The sequence below is a fragment of the Winkia neuii subsp. neuii DSM 8576 genome (assembly GCF_000420405.1).
Lineage (GTDB): Bacteria > Actinomycetota > Actinomycetes > Actinomycetales > Actinomycetaceae > Winkia > Winkia neuii.
Genome location: NZ_ATUW01000004.1, coordinates 184,824 through 206,438, shown reverse-complemented (window position 1 = coordinate 206,438; position 21,615 = coordinate 184,824). Strand labels below are relative to the sequence as shown.

The window sequence follows — 21,615 nt, the reverse complement described above, 5'->3', positions numbered from 1 at the left end:
TCTAAATCTTTTCTGGCTCTATCTTCCATACCTCGCGAGCGTAGTCGCCGATGGTACGGTCGGAGCTAAAACGGCCCGAGTTAGTGATGTTCTTCCAACACTTGGCCGCCCACTGCCTAGAGTCGGCGTAGTCGGATACAAGTTGGTCGCGAACCTTACGGTAGTCTGCGAAATCCCCCAGCACGTAGTACATGTCGGCCGGTTCGTATCCGGGCGATTCCAGAAGGGATCTGCGCAGGTCGTAAAACATTCCGGTGCCACCGTCGTCTAGAGTGCCATCGACCATGGCGTTTACCACCCGCTCCAAGCCTTCGGTTTCGTGCATAGTGCGCACCGGATCGTAATTTTCGCGCAGCTGGTTCAGCTCTTCGACGCGAGCCCCAAAAATGTAGGCGTTTTCAGTTCCCACCGCTTCCACGATCTCGACGTTAGCCCCGTCCATAGTTCCCAAAGTGAGCGCGCCATTCATCATGAACTTCATGTTTGACGTGCCCGAGGCCTCTTTTCCGGCCACAGAAATTTGTTCCGACACATCTGCAGCAGGGATTATGTTCTCGGCGGGGGAGACGTTGTAATTCGGCACAAACACAACTTGCAAGATCTTTGAAACCTCTGGGTCAGAGGCGATCAATTCAGAAACTGCGTTGATGAACTTGATGATGGCCTTTGCCCTCACATATCCGGGCGCAGCTTTCGCCCCAAAAATGAACACGCGAGGGGTATATTCGCCCTCTGGATGGTCTTTGATGCGGAAGTACAGATCCAATATGTAGAGGGCGTTTAGCAGCTGGCGCTTATATTCATGCAGGCGCTTGATCTGTACGTCGAAGATCGCCTCGGGATTTACTTCGATGCCGTCGCGGCGCTTTATCCAGTCGGCAAAATCCCTCTTGTTAGCAGCTTTGATTTGCATCAGTTCGTCCAGTACCTGCGGATCAGAGGAGAAATGCTCCAGCTCTTTCAGCCTGTCTAGATCTCGTACCCATTCGTCGGAACCAAGTAGACGCGTGAGCAATTTTGACAACCGCCTATTGCACTGGCGCAACCATCTGCGCGGAGTAACCCCGTTGGTTTTGTTGTTGAATTTTTCCGGCCAAATGTCGTGCCAGTCGTGGAGCGTGTCCTCTTTTATGATCTGCGTGTGCAAGGCGGCTACACCGTTTATCGAGAAGGAGGCATAGCAGGCAATCCAGGCCATGTGTATTGCCCCATTTTGTATCGGGGCCATGTAGTCGATCTTGCCCTGGTCGCAGCCCCTCTGCGCGAGTTCTTCGCGGAAGCGTCGATCAATTTCGGCCACGATCTCGAGTACGCGTGGAAATAGCCGTTGGAAGATTGAATATTCCCAGGTCTCGAGTGCCTCTGCCAGCACGGTGTGGTTGGTATAGGCGAACGTTTCGGTGACGATCTTCCAAGCTTCGTCCCAGCCTAGGTGGTGCTGGTCCATCAGCAGACGCATGAGCTCGGGAATAGCGAGGACAGGGTGGGTGTCGTTCAGCTGGATGCAGTTGTATTTAGCGAAGTCGCGCAGGTCCTGCCCATGCTGGTGCACGTAGTTGTCGATCATCGTCTGCAAAGAGGCCGAGACAAAGAAATACTGTTGGCGCACGCGCAGAACTTTGCCTTCGTAAGTGGTGTCGTTTGGGTAGAGCACACGGCACAGGTCGGCTACGCGTTCGCGCTCTATGATCGCGTCGGTGAAGCGTTGCGAGTTGAACGCGTCGTAGTCGAATTCTTCCATGGGCTCGGACTTCCACAGGCGCAGTGTGCCCACGTTCTTAGTACCGTAGCCGGTTATTGGCATGTCGTAGGGAATGGCCCGCACGGTCATGTCGGCGAAGTTGACTATGCGATATTCTTCTTCGCGGCGGATTACGAAGGGGTAGCCCTCTTCCATCCAAGGATCCGGGTGTTCGCGCTGGTAGCCGTTTTCGAAAGACTGTTTGAAAAGACCGTAGCGGTACAAGATGCCGTAGCCAGTGACAGGTAGATTCATAGTGGCGCAAGAATCTAAGAAACACGCCGCTAGTCGGCCTAGCCCGCCATTGCCTAAAGATGCGTCGGGCTCCGATTCGAGCACGTCTACTAGGTTTATGCCGAAAGCATTGGTGGCTTCGCGGGCAAGGTCCACCAGCCCCAGGTTGGTCAGATTGTTCAGCATTGCCCGGCCCATCAAAAATTCTGCCGAGAAGTAGTGCTCACACCTGCCTGAGGCAAATTTAGAGGCGGTCTTTTCCCAATTGTCTGCAATTCTGGACACCACCGCCTCGGCAAGTCCCGTCCACATTTCTATGGGGGTGGATGCTTGCGGCCTGCGCCCAGAGACTGAACGCGTGAAGGATCCCAGTTCTTCCGTTAGGTCTGTTGTCATTACTTGTCTCCAGCTTCTGTGGCCGAGCCACTGCTTGGGGCGGAAACCGCCGGTACACGTTTAAAGGATATGGTCCGTGCGAATAAAGCTCTATCGGAGACCGGATTTGGATACACCATTTTGTGCTCAGTCTTTGCCGCCCCCAGGGAATTGAGGTGAATAAGAAGGTGCCAGTTTAGCTGGGTTAGCTGGCACCTTCTTGGTTATTTGGCGTTGTCGGGTATTTCACCTCGTACCATCGAGGGCGCAGAGGTGGAAATTCGCCCTTGGAAGTAATCAATTGTGAAGCCGACCAAGGCCAACACCAGGGCGGGTACAATCCAGCCCAGGCCTGCCTTGCCCAGGGGCAGCAAATTCCAGATGGAATCGGCAAAATTTTCGTACCCTGCCACGGAGCGCACCGAGTCGACGATTGCGAAGGCGGCTGCAGTCCAAGCCCCCGCTCTATAAGTCCACTTCATGTGCCCGGGAACAACGATGTCTAGCAAACAGACGAGGGTAAAAATGATCGTAATGGGGTAGACGAAGACGTTGATAGGGGCCACTACCTGCAAAATTAGCTCCAAGCCCAGGTTCGAGAGCGCTGCCGCTATGAACACGTGAATCATAACCATTGTGGGCATTGCTACCGACGGGAACAGCCTGCAAAAGTACTGTGAAGAAGCACTCACTAGGCCGGCTGCCGTAGTTAGGCAGGCCAGAAATACTATGCCTCCGAAGATCGCCATGCCGGCTCGCCCGAAAAGCACGTGAGACATCGTCGAAAGGGCTGCGGCTCCGTTAGAGATATTTGTGTCTGTAACGCGAGCACCGAGTGCGGCCAGCCCTAGGTAAACGACTGCCAGGATTAGTGCTGCAAAAATTCCGGTCAGCACCGTCGCCCCAAACAGACGTCTGCCTTGGCCGAAACCAGAATTTTGTAGAGACGAGATAATTACGCCACCAAAGACGAAAGCTGCGATCGCGTCCATTGTGAAATAGCCCTGCAAAATGCCACTAGCTAGAGCGTTGGAAGCGAATTCTTCTGCGGGGGCATGCGAAACGGGAGAGAGAGTGAAAATGCCTACAACTACTACGACCGTGATCAAAATTAGCAAGGCGGGAGTCAAAATCGCCCCGATACGATCGGTGAGCTTTTGGGCATTAATACAAACTAGGGCCACTAGTGCGAAGAAAACTACTGTGTACACAGCTAGGGAGATGCGGTCAAAACGGTGCGGGAAGAACTGTTTCACCGACATTTCGTAGCTTACTGTTGCTACGCGGGGGATTGCATATAGAACGCCGGTGGAAAGGAAGACGATGAGGGTATAGAGGAAACCAAAACGGGTTCCCATTCGCCTGGAGGAACTAGTGATTCCCTCGCGAGAGGTGGCGGAGGCTACAATAGCCATGGCAGGCAGGGCGACGCCAGTACATAGAAATCCGAAAATCGCTGAATAAAATGCACTTCCGGAATTAACCCCAATCATGGTTGGGAAAATTAAGTTGCCCGCGCCAAAAAACATGGCAAATAACGCCAACGACGTAACTAATATGCTCTTGAAATCGCGCCTCGAACGCAATATCGACTCCGTTTTAGCTTTCATACAGGGATTATGGCAAAATTTGATCTCCTTCGAGCCTCGTATTCACTTTGTGATATAGGTGTGCGCAGTATCTGGCAGGTGGGCTTAGAAACTGGGGGCGAATCGCACTAGCATTGAGGCGATGAACAAAGAACACAATGCGGACCACTCGAGCGCGGCTGACGCCTTTCTAGCAGCAGTAGATGCGGCGGGACACTCAGGGATTGACCCCGAACTCTTGCCCTACCTGGAAGAGGCCGACGATGCGTCCGAAAATAAACAATTACCTCTAACCGACGTGAGCGGTGAGCGTGAACAGCGAAAAGCTCTAGAGAATCTGGTCGAAGCTTCCCTGCTTGCGGGGCCCCTTCCCGAGATCGTGCAGGAAGTGCGTGCCGAGGACGAAGAGGAAACTCACCGCCGCCTGCTTGAAGATGCTGCTCAGGAAGCCGCCCTCGACAAAGAAATAAGCCAAATTTACGCCTCCATTATTGCGCGCGCTCCGGAACACAAAGTCCAGCCTTCCCTAGACCGAGTGCGAATGGCAATGAACTATTTGGCGGATCCGCAAAATGCCTTCCCCGCAGTTCACATAACGGGGACCAACGGGAAGACCTCCACCGCCCGCATGATCGATTCACTAGCTCAAGCTACCGGGTTGCGAACCGGGCGTTTTACAAGCCCCCACCTACACACGGTGCGCGAGCGCATAAGCTTGGACGGGCAGCCCATTTCAAAGCAGAGCTTTATCTCCGCATACCAGGACGTAGCCCAAATAATTGAGCTAGTAGATCAGAAGAACCGGGAAACCGGTGGGCCCCGCATGTCCTTTTTTGAAGTATTCACAGTGATGGCCTATGCGGCTTTTGCCGACTACCCGATTGATCTGGGCGTAATCGAAGTTGGCATGGGCGGACGCTGGGATGCCACGAACGTGATCGACGCAAAGGTGGGGGTAATTACTCCAATTAGTAAAGATCACGAGAAATGGCTCGGCTCAACCGTGGGCCAAATTGCTTCCGAAAAAGCCGGGATTATCAAGGATTCCATGGTACTGATTTTGGCGAAACAGCCCGAAGAAGCACGCAAAATTATTTTGGAAGAAGCTGCCCACAAAGGAGCCACAGTGCGCGAGTACGGAACTGATATTGAGGTACTTTCGCGCCAACAGGCCGTGGGAGGCCAGCTCATAACTGTGCGCACCCCCGCGGCAGTCTACGAGGACGTGTACGTGCCCCTGTTTGGCGCCCACCAAAGCGAAAACGCCGCCCTCGCCATAGCAGCGTTCGAGGCTCTTTCGGGTGGGACGGCCCTAGAACCGCGCCTGCTAGAAAATGGGATGGCCAACGCCACCTCGCCCGGGCGGGCCGAGATTTTGCGTTCGTCGCCAACCATCATGGTAGATGCTGCACACAACCCCGGAGGGGCCGCGGTATTGCGTACCACCTTGGAGGACGATTTCCCGTTCACGGACATAGTGGGTGTCTACTCGGCTATGGCAGACAAAGATGTCGAGGGCGTACTCTCGGAAATGGAACCGCTGCTTGCTTCTCTGGTACTCACCCAGATGCCCGGGGAGCGGGCCATGGAGCTAGAAGAACTGGTGCGCATTAGCACCGAGGTCTTTGGCCCCGACCGCGTCTTTACTGCCGAGGATACGGCGTCGGCTATCGACAAAGCCGTAACAGCTGCGGAAGAAGGCGGCGCTCCGGCTCCTAATACGGCTGTCGTAGCTTTCGGTTCGGTAGTCTTTGCTGCACATGTTCGAGAAGTGCTCGGAGCAGGTAGGCCTCCCGCCGAGAACATGCCAAGTAAGATGTAGACATCGAGTTGAAAGGATAAGTCGTGTCCCAAACTGAACGCACCTTGGTGTTGGTAAAACCCGAGGCTTTTCGGCGCGGCCTAACTGGCGAAGTTATTAGACGTATTGAAGCTAAAGGTTATGTTCTGGAGGCCCTTGCCGTCGTCCAGGCTAACGAGGCGAAGCTGCGCGAACACTACGTAGAACACGTCAAAAAACACTTCTTCGCAGACCTGGTCGAATACATGTCCTCGGGCCCTATGACCGCAATTGTTGTACGTGGGGAAAGGTGCATCGAGGGAATGCGTATGCTTGCCGGAGCCACGGACCCCACCACTGCTGCTGCAGGCACGTTGCGCGGGGATTTCGGGCGCGACTGGGGATCGAACAATATCGAGAACGTGGTGCACTGCTCGGATTCTCCTGCCAGTGCCGAACGCGAAATTAAGATCTGGTTCTAACTAGAGCGTGTATCTAAAAAATCTCACTCTGCGCGGGTTCAAATCCTTTGCTGGTGCTACCACCATGCGCTTGGAACCGGGAATAACCTGCGTGGTTGGCCCAAATGGCTCAGGCAAGTCGAACGTCGTGGATGCCCTTGCCTGGGTCATGGGGGAGCAGGGGGCGAGGGCGTTGCGAGGCAGCGCCATGTCAGACGTGATTTTTGCGGGCACCTCGGGCAAACAGGCTCTAGGCAGGGCTCAAGTTACGCTAACAATAGATAATTCCGACGGCGCTTTGCCGATCGACTACGCAGAGGTCACGATCTCCCGAACCCTCTTTCGTGGTGGCGGCAGTGAATACCACATAAATGGTACCCAGTGCCGGCTTCTAGACGTCCAGGAGCTGCTATCCGACACCGGCATGGGAAGGCAGATGCACGTCATAGTCGGGCAGGGGCAACTGGACGCAATCTTGTCTTCCACCCCCGAGGAACGGCGAGGCTTCATAGAAGAAGCCGCCGGAGTACTAAAGCATCGGCGGCGCAAAGAACGAGCACTATCCAAGCTCAACCAAATGGCAGGCAACCTTGCCCGCCTCGAGGACCTAACCGACGAGATACGCAAACAACTCGGCCCCCTAGCCAGACAGGCTGAAACCGCACGCAGAGCCGACATAATCAGTGCGAACGTGCGCGACGCAAAAGCTCGTCTATTAGCAGACGATGCAGCCTCCATCACAGAGCGACTTACGTCCCTGTCCGAATCAGCCACCGAGGTAGAGCAAAGGAAGAAAAAAGCCACCGACAAGGCAGAGGCAATAGCCGAACAGCTTGCCCAGGCAGAACGCGAAGAGGCCGAAGGCTCGCCGGAATTGGAGTCCCTCACCACCGGCTGGCAGCGCCTGACCGCAGTGGCTGAACGCTTGCGCTCCACCCAAATCCTGGCATCCGAGCGCGTCAAATCTCTTTCCGTGCCCCTTACCTACCACGGCGAAGATCCCGCCCAGCTGCAAAGACGAGCAGACGCCGCCACCGAGGACGACCGGCGGCAAATGGAACAAATCCAGGCCGCCCTGGGTTACCTGCAGGAAATATCTGCTTCGAAAGCAGATGCGGAAGCCGAACGGCTGCGCCTAGAACGCGAACTCGCCCTCGCCAAGGCAGTGGCGGGCAAACGCAACAAAGTGCGCGAACGCCTAGAACGCGAACTGTCCTCTGCGAATTCACGGCTCGAAGCGGCCACTGCGCACCGGCAGGGGGCGCTGGAAGAACTCGCCTTGGCTAACTCGCGTCTGGAGGCGGCCAAAGAAGGCAGTGCCGAGGTGTCCTTGCCCAAGAAAGACGTACTCGCAGCTAAAGCACACGAGGACGCCTCCGCGAAAGTACGCCAGGCGAAAATAGAGTTAGACGAGGCGCGCGCCCGCCACCAAGAAGCTTTAGAGGAAGAACTGCGCTGGACTTCCCGGCAGGAGGCGCTAGCTTCCACGGTGGCCCCAGCCGACGCAAGCGCCACCTTGCTCGACAAAAATCTGGAGACAATCTTAGGTTCCCTGCCGCCACTACTATCCGTAGAACCCGGATACGAGGACCAGGTAGCCCTCGCACTCGGAGAACTTGCAGGAACCGTAGTTGCCGACTCCCTCGAAGGAGCCTTGCAGGCAGCCGACGTGGCTGGCGGTCCCGTAAAGATCGCCGTTGCTGGGCCCGTAGAGGGAAAACCTGCCCTGGGAAAACTCTCCGAGGCGGTGTGGGCTCGCCAGGTAGTACAGGCTAGAGAAGGCACTATGGAGGGCTTTCTAGACCGAGCGCTCGCGGGGGTGGCGTTGTGCGAAAACCGCGCTCAGGGGCGTCTGGCATTGCAGAACCCACAGGTCAGGATCGTAATTACGGCCGAGGGTGAGGTGCTGGCGGCGCACAAGGTGGAAACCGGCGGGGTGGGTACCGATTCAGTACTGAGCTTGCAGGCCCGCCTCGACGAAGCGGCACAAAAGGCGTTAGCGGCGTCGCGGGAAAGTGTCGCTGCTAAAACTAGGCTAGATACGAAAAGCAAGGCTTTAGAGAAGGCGGAGGCGGCCGAAGCACAAGCCTTGACCAGGCTTCGCGAAGCCGATTCGGCCTATGCTAAGGCGGCTCAGGAGGCAGGGGCGCTCAAGGCGGCCCTTTCTGCCGCGCAGGCTGAACGGGATCGTGCAGCCGCCCAGTGCGAGCGCGCCAAAACCGAAGAAGACGCATTTAAAACCCGCCAAGTCGAGGCTAACAGGGCGCTAGAGGAATTCTTACAGGCTCCCGCCGAGGGAGTAGGGGTAGAAGAAACAGAGCAGGCGCTAGCCGAGGCGCGCGCGCAAGAGTCCGCTTTGATAAAAAGTGAAACTGAGGCCCGCCTTTCCCACCGCAGCGAAGAAGAAAAGGGCCGCCACCTGCGCGAGCGTGCTAGTGCGCTGCGAAAAAATGCGGCGAGACAAAAAGAAGAGCGTTCCCGCACGGCCATAGCGGAAAAGAATCGGAAAAAGAAGCTTGCGGCGGCGCTCAGAGTATCTGAGGTATGCGAAGAAGCCGTTCAGGCGGCGGAAGCTGCGTTAGAACGGGCGCGGCTGGCCCGGGCAGAGGCTGACGAAGCAGCAAAGGCTCGTTCTGGCCACATAAAACAGATTCGTACCCGGCTCGAGGAAGCCCGCCAGCTGCTTGCCGCCCTAACCGACAGCGCCTACAGGTCGGATGTGGCAAAGGCGGAACTGGTAGCCAGACGCGACCAATTGGCAGCCAGTGCTCACGACGAACTTTCGTTGACGCTCAAAGAGCTGCTTGAGCACTACGGGCCCCACCTGTTAATCCCAAATCTGGAAGATCCGGAGGGAGAGGGCTACCCCTACGTTCGCACCGAGCAGGAAAAACGTCTCCGAAAGGCAAATCGGGAGCTGCGCGCCCTCGGCAAAGTAAATCCGCTCGCCCTCGAACAACACCAGGCCTTGTCGGAGCGGTACAAATTCCTCGCAGACCAGTTGGCAGATTTGCGCTCGTCGCGCGACGATTTGCTGCAGATCGTAGCCGACGTCGACGCGCAGGTGCGCAGGGCATTCGAAGAGGCTTTCGCTGACACTCGCGACGCCTTCCATCACGTGTTCGAGATGCTCTTCCCGGGCGGTCAAGGAGATCTGGTACTGACCGACCCGGATAACCTTCTCACCTCTGGGATCGAGATTGAGGCGAGGCCGGCTGGCAAAAAGGTCAAGCGGCTGTCTTTGCTTTCCGGTGGGGAGCGTTCGCTGGCAGCGCTAGCGATGTTGGTGGCAATTTTCAAGGCGCGGCCTTCGCCCTTCTACGTTATGGACGAGGTCGAAGCGGCATTAGACGACGCCAACTTGGCTCGCCTTTTAACAGTGTTTGAGGAATTGCGCCAAACTTCCCAACTCATCGTTATCACGCACCAGAAGCGGACCATGGAGAAGGCAGACGCCCTCTACGGAGTCACAATGCAAAATGGGGTAACGAGCGTTGTTTCACAGAAACTGTCCAAGGAATGAGTCGCTAGCTGCCGTGAATGTTATGTTTTGGTCACGTTTTTCCAAAAGAGACCTTTCCGGCGCAAGCGGCCAAAATTTCATGGCAAAATCATAGACATGGACGCGTCCTTGTTGCTTGTGTTTGCGGTGTTGATCATCACCGTTGCGGTGGCGTGCGTGGTTATGGCTGTGGTCATCCGAATGCGCCGTCCCGATGGCGGACTCACTAAGTGGGTGCGCGAAGCTACCGCGGCTTGGCAAAAACGCGAGCTGACACATATAGGGACCCAGCACCCTACAGATTCCAAGCTCGTCTCTATTTTGTCTGCCTCGATGCCGGCTCCCGCTACTCCGCAGGTGCTAAACGACACCGAGGATTTTGCTACTGCTGCGAACGAAGTAAAAGAGATTACCCTTTCTGAAGCTCGCGAAATTTCCAATTCGCGTTTGGTGCGGCGATTTACTCGGACGGCTGGGGAAAAGGCATTGGCCGACATCAAATCTGATGCGCTGCTCATCGACAACGGCAAAGATTCCTTGGGGAACGTACTGCCGCCCTCGTTTGCCCCCAAGATTTCCAAGTCGGCCCATGCTAAGGAAGCTCCCGCCAAGTAGAGGTTTCGCATCTGGGCCTAAAATAGGCGATGATTAGGGCATGGAACAGATTCTGCAGGTAATCTCTAGGCCCGAAGTTTGGATCCCCGTCCTTGTTGTTTTGGTTGTGTTAATTGGGGGCGGAGGCATCTATGCCCATAGGCGCAACCAGATCACTCCGCCTGTTTCCAAACCGCAACTGCCACCAGAGCGAGCTGAATCTACTCCTACTGCGGAAGGCGACACAAGCCCTGCCTCCGGGGGCGGAGAAGAAAAATCTGTAGAGGTCGAGCCCAGCCCCAAAGAGGAAGCGATTGTTAGGCCCGAGGGGCGCATGGCGAAGCTCCGTTCCCGGTTGGCTAATTCGGGAAAACTAGGTTCGGCGCTTCTGTCTGTTCTGGGCAAGGGCGACTTATCGGCCGCAGATTGGGAACAAATCGAAGATACCCTGTTGATGGCGGATTTGGGACTCGACGCTACGGAAGAGGTAGTTCGAAAGCTGCGGCGCGAGGTGGCAGCGGACGGCACACACGATCCTAAGCGCGTCCGTCAGATTTTGCGGGCGGCCCTGCTGGAACAGGTAGATCCTACTCTGGAGCGTTCTTTGAATTTAGAGGGCGAGGGCGCACCTGCCGTCATGCTGGTAGTAGGGGTCAACGGTACGGGTAAAACCACGACAATCGGCAAGATTGCTCGCATAGTCAAGGCCAGTGGCAAGTCGGTGCTACTTGGGGCGGCGGATACTTTCCGTGCGGCAGCTGCCGAGCAGTTGCAGACCTGGGCCGAGAGGGCAAACGTAGATCTGGTTCGTTCTGAAAAAGAGGGCGCCGATCCTGCTTCGGTTGCTTTCGATGCGGTTAAGACAGGTAAAGATAAGAACACTGACGTGGTAATTGTCGATACTGCAGGGCGCCTGCAGAACAAGGCAGGGCTGATGGATGAGCTAGGCAAGGTTGCGCGTGTAGTTCAAAAGCAGGCTCCGCTAAGTGAAGTGCTTCTTGTACTTGATGCCACGACCGGGCAAAACGGGATGCAGCAGGCACGAATTTTCAACGAGGTGGTGGGCCTAACCGGCATTGTGCTCACTAAACTTGACGGTTCCGCAAAGGGCGGCATCGTGGTTTCTGTGCAGCGCGAGTTGTCTGTTCCAGTAAAGCTCGTGGGCCTCGGGGAGGGGCTGGACGATTTAGCCCCGTTTGATCCTGAAACGTTTGTAGATGCAATTCTCGGTGACTAATGGATTTACTTGTGCCCCCGCGTGGGTTGCTGGCTGATGCGTATTCACCCAGCTTTGGGATTACCTACAGGGGTGAGCTCGTAGCACAGCGACAGAAACAGATAGCTAGCCTGGTAGGTCCTCAGGCTACATTTGCTGTTGGCTTTTTAGGAGATCTAGGGCGCGCTAACGCTGGCCCTGCTGCCCCTTTGGAGCTTGCAGTAGCCGGCGAGGGCAGCCAGGCCGGCGCTGAGCTTTTGCGGGCCAAGTTGGGGGCGAAGGTAAGCGTACTTACGAAGCAGACGCTTGCAGGCGAGGACCTATTGCATTCCCTGGCGTTGTTGGACTTGCGCTACGCAGGGGGAAAAGTTGGTCTGATCGAGGCAATAAAGAAGGAATACCTAAATATTTGGCGCCTAAAGGCCAACGCTTTCATACCAAGACTTGCCGAGGAGGCAATAGCCAGGTGGGCTAAAGAGGGCGAATTGGCCCACCTTAGTGAGCCAGATTTGGAACGTCCCCGAGGCGGTATCGCCGATTTGAGATTACTGGGTTTTATCGAGTCTTCTTGGACGGCTGCAGCTAACCGCTCCGGTTTAGACCGGGCGGGCAATTTGCTATTGGACGTGCGTGACGCCGTCGAGTACGTAAGTGGCGACCATATTTTGCGAATCGACATTGAAGATGCTGTTTCTAAGCACCTTGGAACTACCCCCTACCAGTTGCGCCATGCCCTCGCCGCGAGCGCTTTAGCTATCGAAAATGCGACCTCGCGAACACTGGAACGGGCCGAGGACGTAGCCAAAGGCCCGCGGAAGGTTATTCCCAGGGTGGTGCGTGGGATCCGAAAAGCTCCCTCGTTGCAGATAGTAGATAAGTCTGTGGCCATTCATTCCGGCCAGATCGTGGCCTCCTCTAAAAGGGCGCTGAATGATCCGCATGCGATTTTGCGACTGGCACGTGCAGGCGGCCAAAAACAAATGTTTTTAGGAGCCTGGACTGTGACCGCCATGCAAAATGCGCAGCTGCCGACTTCTTGGGATGAGACAGGGCTGCAATTACTGCTGGACTTTTTGACCTCGCCGGGATTCCGGCAGATTTTCGGTCAGCTGGACAGGGTGTCAATTCCGTCGAAGGTTTTCCCCCTGTGGGAGAAACTACGTTTTCGCCCTCGAAAGGGGCAACGTTTAACGGACGACTATTTCCAGATTGAACTCACCTATTTTGCCTGCGGGCTGGCTGAGCGCCGAATTAAATCGGTCATGCCGGCGCGCCCTCTGGCCCCCCATCCCGCGGGCGGGGTTGTGGCACTTAGTGCACTGCTGAGCGGATTTTCGGCAGCTGATATCGACCATATTTGTGCCAGCTTGAATATTGACGCAGACTGGGAAGATGACATTTTGGAGGCAGCCGAAAAGAAATCGCTGTTGCTAGATGCTAGTTCGGGTTCTGAAATAAGTGCTGAGGTAATAAGCCAGACGAACTCTAAGATCGGTGGTTCTAAGCACATGCTGTCGCTACTGGCGTTGCTTTCTGAAGCGAATTTGCTAGCTACCGGGGCAAAACCGGATCGTTTTAGTGCTCTCGCCGACCTGGTCTACATGGTGGACGAAGCGCAAGTCTTGTCGGGCCAGGATCCCACTAGCCGATAAGGTGAAACAATGAATTTGCTGATTGACATTTCCTTTGGCGAAGATCTGGTGCTTTGGCCTAGAAAGGTGCGGTTGGCTGCCGGAGTAGAGCGTTTAGGGGACCTGCGCGATCGGCATGTGCGCGAGTTTTCCCACGCCCCGGATCCGCGTGAGCTTGTTGACCGCGAGCTGATCATGGAAACGTTGCGCGATTCTGTGCGCAAGAGGGAACGGTTGTGGCTGCTCACTATGACCGACGAGCAGATGGAAGCTTGGAAGGAGTGGGTCAGTAGCGACCAACTCCATGAACTCGGGCCTGTGCAGGCCTACGATGGCCAGCAGATCACGCCCGTTGGAATTGCCCCTCGGCTTTTGATCGATTTTTTGCTGGAACGGAAAAGTCCCGAGGACATAAAGTTCCTTTCCGGAACGCTTCACGGCCTTGATGCGTTGCTGGTGTCTGCTCGGGCTGCGAAACAGGCTGAGCAGGTGGGGATTGCTATGTCCCCTCGCTCTTTTTTAACCAGGCTGTTCACAAATCCCAAATTCTTGGCTTACGCAGTGGTGTTGGCGTATTCCGCGCTTCGAGTCCTGCCGGTCATGTTCGTGCGGGAATTCGAAGGCTCGCTGGTTACCCTCTGGGCGATCGACCTGGGTACTGCTATTCCGTATACCTGGGGTTTGCTCACAATGGTTACGGCGCCGCGTTTTGCAAAGCGAATGGTGGGGATGGTGGTAACGGTTGCCACGTTTATGGCCCCGTACGTGTACTTTGGCATGCACGGGAAGGGGTATCCGCCCCATGTGATTGGCATTATAGCCATGCTGATTATGGGGACTTTCCTGTTAGAGGGCGCTAAGGCGTGGTTGGATAGGAAAGTTTACAAGTCGCTGGCAAAAGTCGCCCCTCCTCGCCGGAAGAAGTCGCGCTGGAAGCGCCCGAAGGGCAGGCGCAAGCACTTGCTGCGCTAGCGTGTAGAGGGGCCAAAGATAGTTCTAGCCGCCGAGATGGCAAGGATCCACAAACCGGAAACTAGCCACGCAGCTGCCACCCAGAGCGGGCGGGTGGGAGCAATTATAGTCAGCCAGGCGGTAGAGGCCACCCACACCACAGCGGCAGTGGCGTTTATAGCCCGTAGCTTTTTCACCCTGAAGGGGTGCACCCATTTCCAGGGCACCACGGCAAGTACGGTGAACACGACGATGACAAGCCAGTTAAAGAGGGCGGGAGTGGCAAACAGCCATAAAATTATTGCCACGATGTTCCAGGCTGCAGGGAAACCTACGAAGTACCAATCGGCAGACTTCATCTTGGTGTTGCAATAGCAGAACATTGACGAACCGAGGGCGAGGGCAGCAGCAACGATGGGCAGAGGTTGTGGGCCCAGCGGCAGATGCAGAGTCATGAAGATGGCCGGTACGAAAGTCCAGGTGAGGTAGTCGACCACATTGTCCATCATCACTCCCGAGAACCAGGGGACGACTTTAGTGACTTCTGCCTTGCGGGACATAGGCCCGTCGGCGGCGTCGACTACTAGTGAGATGCCGAGCCAGAGCCACATAGTTTTTACGTGCCCGTGGTAGAGAGCTGTGATAGCTAGGAGCGCCCAGAGTAGGCCAGTCATAGTGAAAAAATGGATGCCCCACACGCATACGTAGCGTTTTAGCGACCATTTCTTAGAGTCAGTACATGCAGTCAAGGTCGTGAGCTTTCTCGATCGATTCAGATGGCACAAGCATAAAACCAAAAGTGAGTGACCAATGACAACCCGGGCCCAGCTGTGAGCAATTTGGATGAAAAGGTAGGGTATAGAGCAGATCGATCGCACTGGAGGAGTACGTGTTCAATTCGCTTTCTGACAGACTGACCAATGCCTTTCAGTCCCTGCGGGGCAAGGGAGTGCTTTTAGAGGCAGACGTAGATAAGACTACGTCCGAGATCAGGCGTGCTTTGCTCGAGGCTGACGTGGCCCTTCCGGTGGTGCGGGAGTTTATCGCCAATGTGCGCGAGAAGGCCTACGGGGTGGCCAAGTCGCGGTCGCTGAATCCCGGTCAACAGGTAATCAAGATTGTAAACGAGGAACTCATCCAGATTCTGGGTGGGAAGGCGCGCGAACTTCACGAGGCGGATCGCGGTCCTACTATCTACATGCTTGCGGGCCTTCAGGGCGCAGGTAAGACCACCCTAGCGGGCAAGCTGGGCAAGTGGCTTACGGAACAGGGCAAACGCGTTCTGCTCGTAGCCTGTGACTTGCAGCGTCCCAACGCCGTAAATCAGTTGCAGGTGGTAGGCGAGCGTGCGGGAGTGGAAGTGTGGGCACCCAACCCGGGCAACGGAGTGGGGGACCCAGTCGAGACCGCGCGATCGGGCGTGAACCACGCCATTTTGAACGGTTTCGACACGGTAATTGTCGATACGGCTGGTCGCCTCGGCGTAGATGACGAGATGATGAGCCAGGCGAGGGCCATCAAATTCGCGGTAGAACCCCACGAGACCCTTTTCGTCCTCGATTCCATGATCGGGCAGGACGCTGTTACTACGGCGCAGGCATTCCGCGATGGCGTGGGATTCACCGGGGTGGTGCTCACTAAGTTAGACGGTGATGCTCGAGGTGGTGCCGCCCTTTCGGTACGTGGGGTTACAGGCGAACCAATTTTGTTCGCTTCCACGGGCGAGGGGCTCGGCGATTTTGAACGTTTCCACCCAGATCGCATGGCTTCGCGAATTTTGGATATGGGCGACGTGCTGACGCTGATCGAAACAGCCGAGAAGGCTTTCGATGAACGCGAAGCTCAGGATATGGCAAAAAAGCTGGCCAAGGGCAACTTCACGTTCGACGATTTTCTGGCGCAAATGCAGCAGATGCGCAAGCTGGGTTCGCTGAAGAAAATCCTGGGTATGATGCCGGGAATCGGCCAGTATCGAGAGGCACTCGAGAACTTTGACGAACGCGAGATAGGGCGCGTAGAGGCGATTGTCAGGTCAATGACTCCCGCCGAGCGTGCAGACGCTTCGATTATTCGAGGCTCACGACGCAAACGCATCGCTGCTGGTTCGGGTGTCACCGTCGCCGAGGTGAACGGGCTCCTCAAACGTTTTGAAGCCGCACGAAAGATGATGCAGCAAGCAACCCGCACCGGCCAAATCCCGGGCATGCCTGGCATGGGCGGAATGCCAGCCGTGGGTGGAGGTCGGAAGAATCGACGCAAAGCGTCCAAGGGAAAGAAGAAGCGCAAATCTGGGTCCCCGGCGAAGCAAAACGTTAAGAAGAAAAGCGCTAGCCCTGCAAAGAACGCTCCGCAGCCCGGATCGGCATTTGGAGCGATTGCTCCCAAAACGCAACCTCAGATGCCTTCCGTTGACGAGCTGCCTGACGATTTGAAGAGACTCTTGGGAGGTAGGTAATGCTTCTTGCTGGCAAAGTTGGTCTCGTTTGCGAGGGGGAACTGAAGTTTGTTCCCTCGGGGTTGGGCGTAGCGGACGGAAAGCTTTCTTTGCCAGATACCGACCACGACGGCGAGACGTGGATTTTGCCGGGCATGGTGGACGTGCACTGCCACCTGGGCATGGAAGGGGTTAGGCCCCTTTCCCGCCAGGACACACTCATTCAGGGGGCCGCCGACCGCGACAGTGGAGTCTTGGCTATCCGCGACTGCGGTGCGGTTAGAGACAATGGCTGGGTAAAAAGTGAATCCTCTATGCCAAGGCTAATTCGCTGTGGCAGGCATGTGGCCAAATACAAGCGTTACATAAAGGGGTTGCCGGTAGACGTCGACAACCAGGCTGATTTACCTGCGATGCTAGCTTTCCAGGCGTCCCGCTCAGACGGGTGGGTAAAACTGGTAGCCGACTGGATAGATCGGTCCTACGGCGCCCAGGCTACCCTGCGCCCTCTGTGGCACCCCGAAGTTCTGAAAGAAGCTATAGCTGCCGCCCACGAGGCCGGCGCTAGGGTAACGGTTCACTCGTTTTCGCACGAGGCTATTACTCCATTACTCGAAGCTGGTGTCGATTGCATCGAGCATGGCACTGGGATGGACACAGATCAGATGCAGGAGGCTGCCTCTCGGGGCATTGCAGTAACGCCGACCCTGTGTCAGGTGGGCCAGTTCTTGAATTTTGCCGAACCTGGCAGGCGGAAGTACCCGGCCTACTACCGCCAGATGGAAACCATGCATAGGCGCCGCTACGAGCAGGTATCCCAAATGGTTGAGGCAGGTATACAAATAATGGTGGGGACCGACACTTCTGCTCGGCCTCTGCACGGAGGCATAGGGCAAGAGCTAGCCGAACTCCGAAAAGCTGGCCTGCCCGCAGAGCAGCTGGTAGCTGCGGCTACGTGGCGCACTCGCCAGTTTTTGGGTCTAGATAACCTAACTCCCGGCGCTAGCGCAGATTTTCTGGTCTACCGCAAGAATCCCCTGGCTAACCCAGAGGTTCTAGCTGAACCAAGCCAAATTTATTTGCGAGGGCGACGGTACAAGTGATTTTGCTCGCCTCGGCGGGAGCAGGGTTAAAAATGCCTTTCAAATGTGGCAGAATAGGTCGCTGTACCCGGCGCATTTGCCGCCCTCTCTGTAAATGCGACGTGTCCGGAACTGCTAGACCAGACCCGAATCCCACCGGCGAGGCGTGCAGTCCACCCGATTATATTTAGGAGAACCACACAAGTGGCAGTTCGTATTCGACTCAAGCGAGTTGGCAAGATTCACCGTCCCGTCTACCGCGTCGTAGTTGTAGACCAGCACAAGAAGCGTGATGGTCAAGTTATCGAGCGCGTAGGGCAGTATGATCCGAACCCGGATCCGTCGGTGATTAAACTGCAGTCCGAGCGCATCCAGTACTGGCTGGGCGTCGGTGCACAGCCGTCCGACAGCGTTAAGCGTCTGTTGGTCCTGTCCGGCGACTGGGCCAAGTTCAAGGGTGCGAAGAACACCGAATCGCGCATCAAGGTCGCCGATGCTGATGCTGCTTCCAAGCAGGCTGAAGAAGCCGTAAAGGCCGCCGAGGCCGATGCTGAAAAGCGCAAGGCCGCTGCGGCTGAAGCCAAGGCTAAGGCCGAGGCCGAAGCCAAGGCAGCTGAAGAAGCTAAGGCTGCCGAGGAAGCTGCCGCATCCGAAAAGGCAGAAGAAAGCGCTGAAGCTGAAGCTCCGGCCGAGGAGGCCTAATGCTAGCGGACGCCCTCGAACACTTGATTGCCGGAATCGTTGACAATCCGGACGATGTCCGTGTCAGCGAACGCAATATGCGCCGCGGCAAACTTCTTGAAGTACGCGTGAATCCAGACGACCTGGGGCGCGTAATTGGCCGTTCTGGGCGTACCGCTCGTGCACTTAGGGCAGTCATGTCGGCGCTGTCGAAGCGCGGTCCGGTCCGCGTTGACGTGATCGACACCGACCGCGACTAAGAAAAGCTGAAAGTGGGCTCTCTGCCAGTTGGCAGGGAGCCCACTTTTATGCCGTTAGACTAGAGGGCATGGAAAGCTTTGACGAATCTGTACTGCAAGATCTTTGCGCCCCCGAATTTCCTATTAGCGGGGTGCTTTGGGATCTAGACGGTACATTGACCGATTCCGCGCCGGTTATTTTGCCAGCGTTGGCCGAAACCCTGGCCGAAAAGCTGAACATCGACCGCGAGCCGGCCTCGTTACACAGGTTTATTGGTCCGCCGCTGAGGTATACGTTTCATCACTTCGTTCCCTCCGCAGACGAGGAATTGATTGATGAGCTGATCGCTACTTACCGCAACAAATATTTGGCGCAGGCTCACAATACAGTGCTTTTCCCGGGCCTAGCGGAGCTGGTAAAGGGTTTGTACGAGCGGGGCATCAGACAGGCGATTGCCACTTCCAAACCCGAAAAACAGGCCGTCAAGGTTGCGCAGGGAGTTCAGATTGCCTATGCGATGTCTGCTATTTGTGGGGCTGACGAGACCGAGTCACACTCGGACAAAGGGAAGATTGTGTCCAGGGCGCTAAAGGCCGTCGGGACTGAGCAGCAGAACACCATTATGATCGGCGACCGCCATTACGATATTCACGGAGCCGGTCTGAATGGGCTTTGTACTGTACTCGTAACCTGGTCTGGAAATGCTGCCCCTTGGGAGGCGGATAAGGCTTGGGCAAGTGCGGATTCGACTGGCGAGTTGCGGAAGATTTTGGAGCTTTAGTGGACGAGAACTTGATGACGGTGGGCCTGATTGGCCCTGCTAAGGGGCTAAAAGGGGCAGCTATAGTCGATATTCGCACCGATGCTGTTGCCCAGCGTTTCAAACCTGGTAGTGAGCTGGTGCTCAAAGGCCGGTCTGTTACAGTGCGCAGTTTTTATCGCTCGGGCAAGCGTTGGGTGGTGGCCTTCGCCCAGATCACCACTCGAGAGCAGATTGAGCAGCTGCGGGGACAAGCTCTCTGCGTTGACGTGTCTAACGAGGAACTGCGCGAGGACGAATTCTATGCCAGCGAGCTGCAGGGCTTGCCTGTTGTAGATGTAGAGGGCAACGAACTAGGCCACGTTGCCGGCCTCGAGTTTGGCGTGGGCCAGGATAGGCTTCAGGTAACCACTGCCACGGGCACTTATTCCGTCCCCTTTGTGAAGGCAATGGTGGATGTTGACCTAGAGGCCGGGCGGATAGTGCTCGACGCTCCCGCCGGTTTACTTGGGGATTAGCAATGCGTTTCGATGTGCTCACTATTTTTCCAGACTACTTTTCGGTCTTAGATCTGTCGTTGCTGGGCAAGGCCGGTGAAGCTGGTCTCATTGACGTGCGGGTGCACGATTTGCGTGACTGGGCCAGCGGCAAGCATCGCAGTGTCGACCATGCTCCTTACGGTCCGGGGGCTGGAATGGTTATGCGTCCGGATGTCTGGGGGCGAGCTTTAGACGAGGTAATAGGCGGCGACGAGGTGATCCTTGCCGTGCCTACGCCCTCGGGGGAGCAATTTACGCAGCGTAAGGCAGAGGAATTGGCAAGGCACAAGCGCATCGTGTTTGCCGCTGGGCGGTACGAGGGGATAGATGCGCGTGTTATGGAACATTACCGCAGCGTGGGCAGGGTTACGGTGATGGAGTTTTCTATTGGCGACTACGTGCTAAATGGGGGAGAAGTAGCCTCCTTGGTAGTTATCGAAGCCGTCGGCCGTCTTTTGGACGGCGTTATAGGTAATCCCGCCTCACTTGTTGAAGAGTCCTATTCTGAAGCCGGACTTTTGGAATATCCAGTGTTCACCAAACCAGTGCAATGGCGTGGTCTAGAGGTTCCCGAGGTGTTGCGCGGGGGAAACCACGCCAAGATAGAGCGGTGGCGGCGCGATCGGGCTTTGGAGAAAACCTGTGCCCGCAGACCGGATATGATTCAGAAACTAGCTCCCGCCCAGCTCGACGTTTCAGACCGCGAAGTGATAGCAGCCTCTGGATATCTGGCCCCACCCGGCGCCGGCAGGGTGGTATTGGCAAAGGCTGGCCTCGAGCAAGCGCACGCTATAAGTGAGTTGGCTGCCCGAACGTTTCCGGACGCCTGCCCGCCACATCTTAGTGTTGCGGGCATTTCGGACTTTATTCAGAAAAATCTCTCTGAGACGGTGCTTCGATCAGCTATCGAAGCTGAGCAGGTATACGTGGCAACAGTAGATTCACAACTCGTTGCCTACGCGTGGATAATTAGGTCGGGCCCTAACGAATTTGTCGAGGACCGAGCCTTAGCCAAGCTCATGCCTGCCGGCAGCGCCTACCTTTCTAAGCTCTACGTAGAGTCTGCCTACAGGGGGCAAGGTATTGCAGGAGCACTGCTAGAAACTGCCATTGAGTCGTTGCAGGGGTGCTCCCAGGTGGTACCAGCCGTCGGGCTTGGCACTAACCAGAAGAACAAGCGTGCGCAAAAGTTCTATCGCCGTCACGGGTTTAGAAAACGGGGGACGCGCAACTTCCTGGTCGGTGGGCAATTGAACCGCGACGTTTGCATGGTGCGTGAACTCACAGGTGACTCTAACGCCTAACTGTGCGACAATGGTGCGGTCTGTGACGTGGGCGAAGCCTGCCACGGGGGGCCGCCAATGCGCTTGCAGACGCCATGAAGTCGCCGGGGTTTTCCCGGCCAACGGCTGGCGGTGACCTGTGGCACCGGTAGCTTGAAGGATATCTGATGCAGAAATTTGATCAGCTTGACGCCGCGTCTATGCGCGATGACATCCCTCAGTTCCGCGCTGGCGATACCGTAAAGGTAAACGTCGTTGTTACTGAGGGCAACCGTTCTCGTGTACAGGTCTTCCAGGGCCTCGTCATTGCTCGCCGCGGCGGCAAGGGGCTGGGCGCTACCTTCACCGTTCGCAAGATTTCGTTCGGTGTTGGTGTTGAGCGTACGTTCCCACTGCACGCACCTACCATTGATTCGATCGAGGTTGTTACCCGCGGCGACGTTCGCAGGGCAAAGCTTTACTACATTCGCGATCGTCATGGCAAGGCTGCGAAGATCAAAGAAAAGCGCGAAAACGCCTAGC

At 56.2% G+C, this 21,615-nt stretch carries 18 protein-coding genes; 15 read left to right on the top strand and 3 right to left on the bottom strand.

The annotated features are described in order from the left end of the window. Position 1: 1 nt before the first annotated feature. Positions 2 to 2,371, bottom strand: coding sequence for a glycogen/starch/alpha-glucan phosphorylase (locus G437_RS0105575; protein ID WP_024331591.1), 2,370 nt, complete (start codon positions 2,369 to 2,371; stop codon positions 2 to 4). Positions 2,372 to 2,574: 203 nt separating this feature from the next. Continuing rightward, on the bottom strand, positions 2,575 to 3,960 hold the full coding sequence (gene brnQ, locus G437_RS0105570) for a branched-chain amino acid transport system II carrier protein (protein ID WP_051141891.1): 1,386 nt from the start codon (positions 3,958 to 3,960) through the stop codon (positions 2,575 to 2,577). 121 nt (positions 3,961 to 4,081) lie between these two features. Here brnQ and G437_RS0105565 point away from each other — a divergent pair, with 121 nt between their 5' ends. The 7 genes from G437_RS0105565 (at position 4,082) to G437_RS0105535 (ending at position 14,095) form a co-directional block, all read left to right on the top strand. Next, positions 4,082 to 5,761, top strand: coding sequence for a bifunctional folylpolyglutamate synthase/dihydrofolate synthase (locus G437_RS0105565; protein ID WP_024331589.1), 1,680 nt, complete (start codon positions 4,082 to 4,084; stop codon positions 5,759 to 5,761). Between the two features lie 23 nt (positions 5,762 to 5,784). Further along, positions 5,785 to 6,201, top strand: coding sequence for a nucleoside-diphosphate kinase (gene ndk / locus G437_RS0105560; RefSeq protein ID WP_024331588.1), 417 nt, complete (start codon positions 5,785 to 5,787; stop codon positions 6,199 to 6,201). 7 nt (positions 6,202 to 6,208) lie between these two features. Continuing rightward, complete coding sequence (gene smc, locus G437_RS0105555; protein ID WP_024331587.1) at positions 6,209 to 9,703, top strand: chromosome segregation protein SMC; 3,495 nt, start codon at positions 6,209 to 6,211, stop codon at positions 9,701 to 9,703. 96 nt (positions 9,704 to 9,799) lie between these two features. Beyond that, positions 9,800 to 10,297: a hypothetical protein gene (locus tag G437_RS0105550; protein WP_024331586.1), complete on the top strand. Its 498-nt coding sequence runs from the start codon at positions 9,800 to 9,802 to the stop codon at positions 10,295 to 10,297. 40 nt (positions 10,298 to 10,337) lie between these two features. Then, positions 10,338 to 11,513: a signal recognition particle-docking protein FtsY gene (gene ftsY / locus G437_RS0105545; protein ID WP_024331585.1), complete on the top strand. Its 1,176-nt coding sequence runs from the start codon at positions 10,338 to 10,340 to the stop codon at positions 11,511 to 11,513. Next, entirely contained in the window at positions 11,513 to 13,144 is a 1,632-nt protein-coding gene (locus G437_RS0105540) for a bifunctional uridylyltransferase/uridylyl-removing enzyme family protein (RefSeq protein ID WP_101634861.1), read from the top strand. The genes ftsY and G437_RS0105540 overlap by 1 nt, the downstream gene beginning before the upstream one ends. Positions 13,145 to 13,153: 9 nt before the next feature. Beyond that, a complete protein-coding gene (locus tag G437_RS0105535; RefSeq protein ID WP_024331583.1) occupies positions 13,154 to 14,095 on the top strand; it encodes a hypothetical protein in 942 nt (313 codons plus the stop codon). Here G437_RS0105535 and G437_RS0105530 read toward each other — a convergent pair. After that, the gene (locus tag G437_RS0105530; RefSeq protein WP_029769339.1) at positions 14,092 to 14,823 is read right to left on the bottom strand and encodes a CDP-alcohol phosphatidyltransferase family protein; all 732 of its coding nucleotides are present in this window, start codon (positions 14,821 to 14,823) and stop codon (positions 14,092 to 14,094) included. The genes G437_RS0105535 and G437_RS0105530 overlap by 4 nt on opposite strands. 140 nt (positions 14,824 to 14,963) lie before the next feature. Here G437_RS0105530 and ffh point away from each other — a divergent pair, with 140 nt between their 5' ends. The 8 genes from ffh (at position 14,964) to rplS (ending at position 21,614) form a co-directional block, all read left to right on the top strand. Further along, the gene (gene ffh / locus G437_RS0105525) at positions 14,964 to 16,529 is read left to right on the top strand and encodes a signal recognition particle protein (protein ID WP_024331581.1); all 1,566 of its coding nucleotides are present in this window, start codon (positions 14,964 to 14,966) and stop codon (positions 16,527 to 16,529) included. Next, positions 16,529 to 17,611, top strand: coding sequence for an amidohydrolase family protein (locus G437_RS0105520; protein WP_024331580.1), 1,083 nt, complete (start codon positions 16,529 to 16,531; stop codon positions 17,609 to 17,611). The genes ffh and G437_RS0105520 overlap by 1 nt, the downstream gene beginning before the upstream one ends. Positions 17,612 to 17,794: 183 nt before the next feature. Beyond that, entirely contained in the window at positions 17,795 to 18,292 is a 498-nt protein-coding gene (rpsP, locus tag G437_RS0105515) for a 30S ribosomal protein S16 (protein ID WP_024331579.1), read from the top strand. Further along, complete coding sequence (locus tag G437_RS0105510; protein ID WP_024331578.1) at positions 18,292 to 18,531, top strand: RNA-binding protein; 240 nt, start codon at positions 18,292 to 18,294, stop codon at positions 18,529 to 18,531. The genes rpsP and G437_RS0105510 overlap by 1 nt, the downstream gene beginning before the upstream one ends. 68 nt (positions 18,532 to 18,599) lie before the next feature. Then, complete coding sequence (locus tag G437_RS0105505) at positions 18,600 to 19,292, top strand: HAD hydrolase-like protein (RefSeq protein ID WP_024331577.1); 693 nt, start codon at positions 18,600 to 18,602, stop codon at positions 19,290 to 19,292. Further along, positions 19,292 to 19,789, top strand: a complete 498-nt coding sequence (rimM, locus tag G437_RS0105500; RefSeq protein ID WP_060798044.1) for a ribosome maturation factor RimM — start codon at positions 19,292 to 19,294, stop codon at positions 19,787 to 19,789. The genes G437_RS0105505 and rimM overlap by 1 nt, the downstream gene beginning before the upstream one ends. Before the next feature lie 2 nt (positions 19,790 to 19,791). After that, complete coding sequence (gene trmD / locus G437_RS0105495; protein WP_024331575.1) at positions 19,792 to 21,114, top strand: tRNA (guanosine(37)-N1)-methyltransferase TrmD; 1,323 nt, start codon at positions 19,792 to 19,794, stop codon at positions 21,112 to 21,114. 146 nt (positions 21,115 to 21,260) lie between these two features. Further along, positions 21,261 to 21,614 carry a 50S ribosomal protein L19 gene (gene rplS, locus G437_RS0105490; RefSeq protein WP_024331574.1) on the top strand — a complete coding sequence of 118 codons (354 nt, stop codon included), beginning with the start codon at positions 21,261 to 21,263 and terminating at the stop codon, positions 21,612 to 21,614. The last annotated feature ends 1 nt before the right edge of the window (position 21,615 follow it).

Coding starts and splice junctions, on each gene's coding strand:
- G437_RS0105575 (WP_024331591.1), bottom strand. CDS start 2,371: ATGACAACAGACCTAACGGAAGAACTGGGATCCTTCACGCGTTCAGTC.
- brnQ (WP_051141891.1), bottom strand. CDS start 3,960: ATGAAAGCTAAAACGGAGTCGATATTGCGTTCGAGGCGCGATTTCAAG.
- G437_RS0105565 (WP_024331589.1), top strand. CDS start 4,082: ATGAACAAAGAACACAATGCGGACCACTCGAGCGCGGCTGACGCCTTT.
- G437_RS0105550 (WP_024331586.1), top strand. CDS start 9,800: ATGGACGCGTCCTTGTTGCTTGTGTTTGCGGTGTTGATCATCACCGTT.
- ftsY (WP_024331585.1), top strand. CDS start 10,338: ATGGAACAGATTCTGCAGGTAATCTCTAGGCCCGAAGTTTGGATCCCC.
- G437_RS0105540 (WP_101634861.1), top strand. CDS start 11,513: ATGGATTTACTTGTGCCCCCGCGTGGGTTGCTGGCTGATGCGTATTCA.
- G437_RS0105535 (WP_024331583.1), top strand. CDS start 13,154: ATGAATTTGCTGATTGACATTTCCTTTGGCGAAGATCTGGTGCTTTGG.
- G437_RS0105520 (WP_024331580.1), top strand. CDS start 16,529: ATGCTTCTTGCTGGCAAAGTTGGTCTCGTTTGCGAGGGGGAACTGAAG.
- G437_RS0105510 (WP_024331578.1), top strand. CDS start 18,292: ATGCTAGCGGACGCCCTCGAACACTTGATTGCCGGAATCGTTGACAAT.
- G437_RS0105505 (WP_024331577.1), top strand. CDS start 18,600: ATGGAAAGCTTTGACGAATCTGTACTGCAAGATCTTTGCGCCCCCGAA.
- trmD (WP_024331575.1), top strand. CDS start 19,792: ATGCGTTTCGATGTGCTCACTATTTTTCCAGACTACTTTTCGGTCTTA.
- rplS (WP_024331574.1), top strand. CDS start 21,261: ATGCAGAAATTTGATCAGCTTGACGCCGCGTCTATGCGCGATGACATC.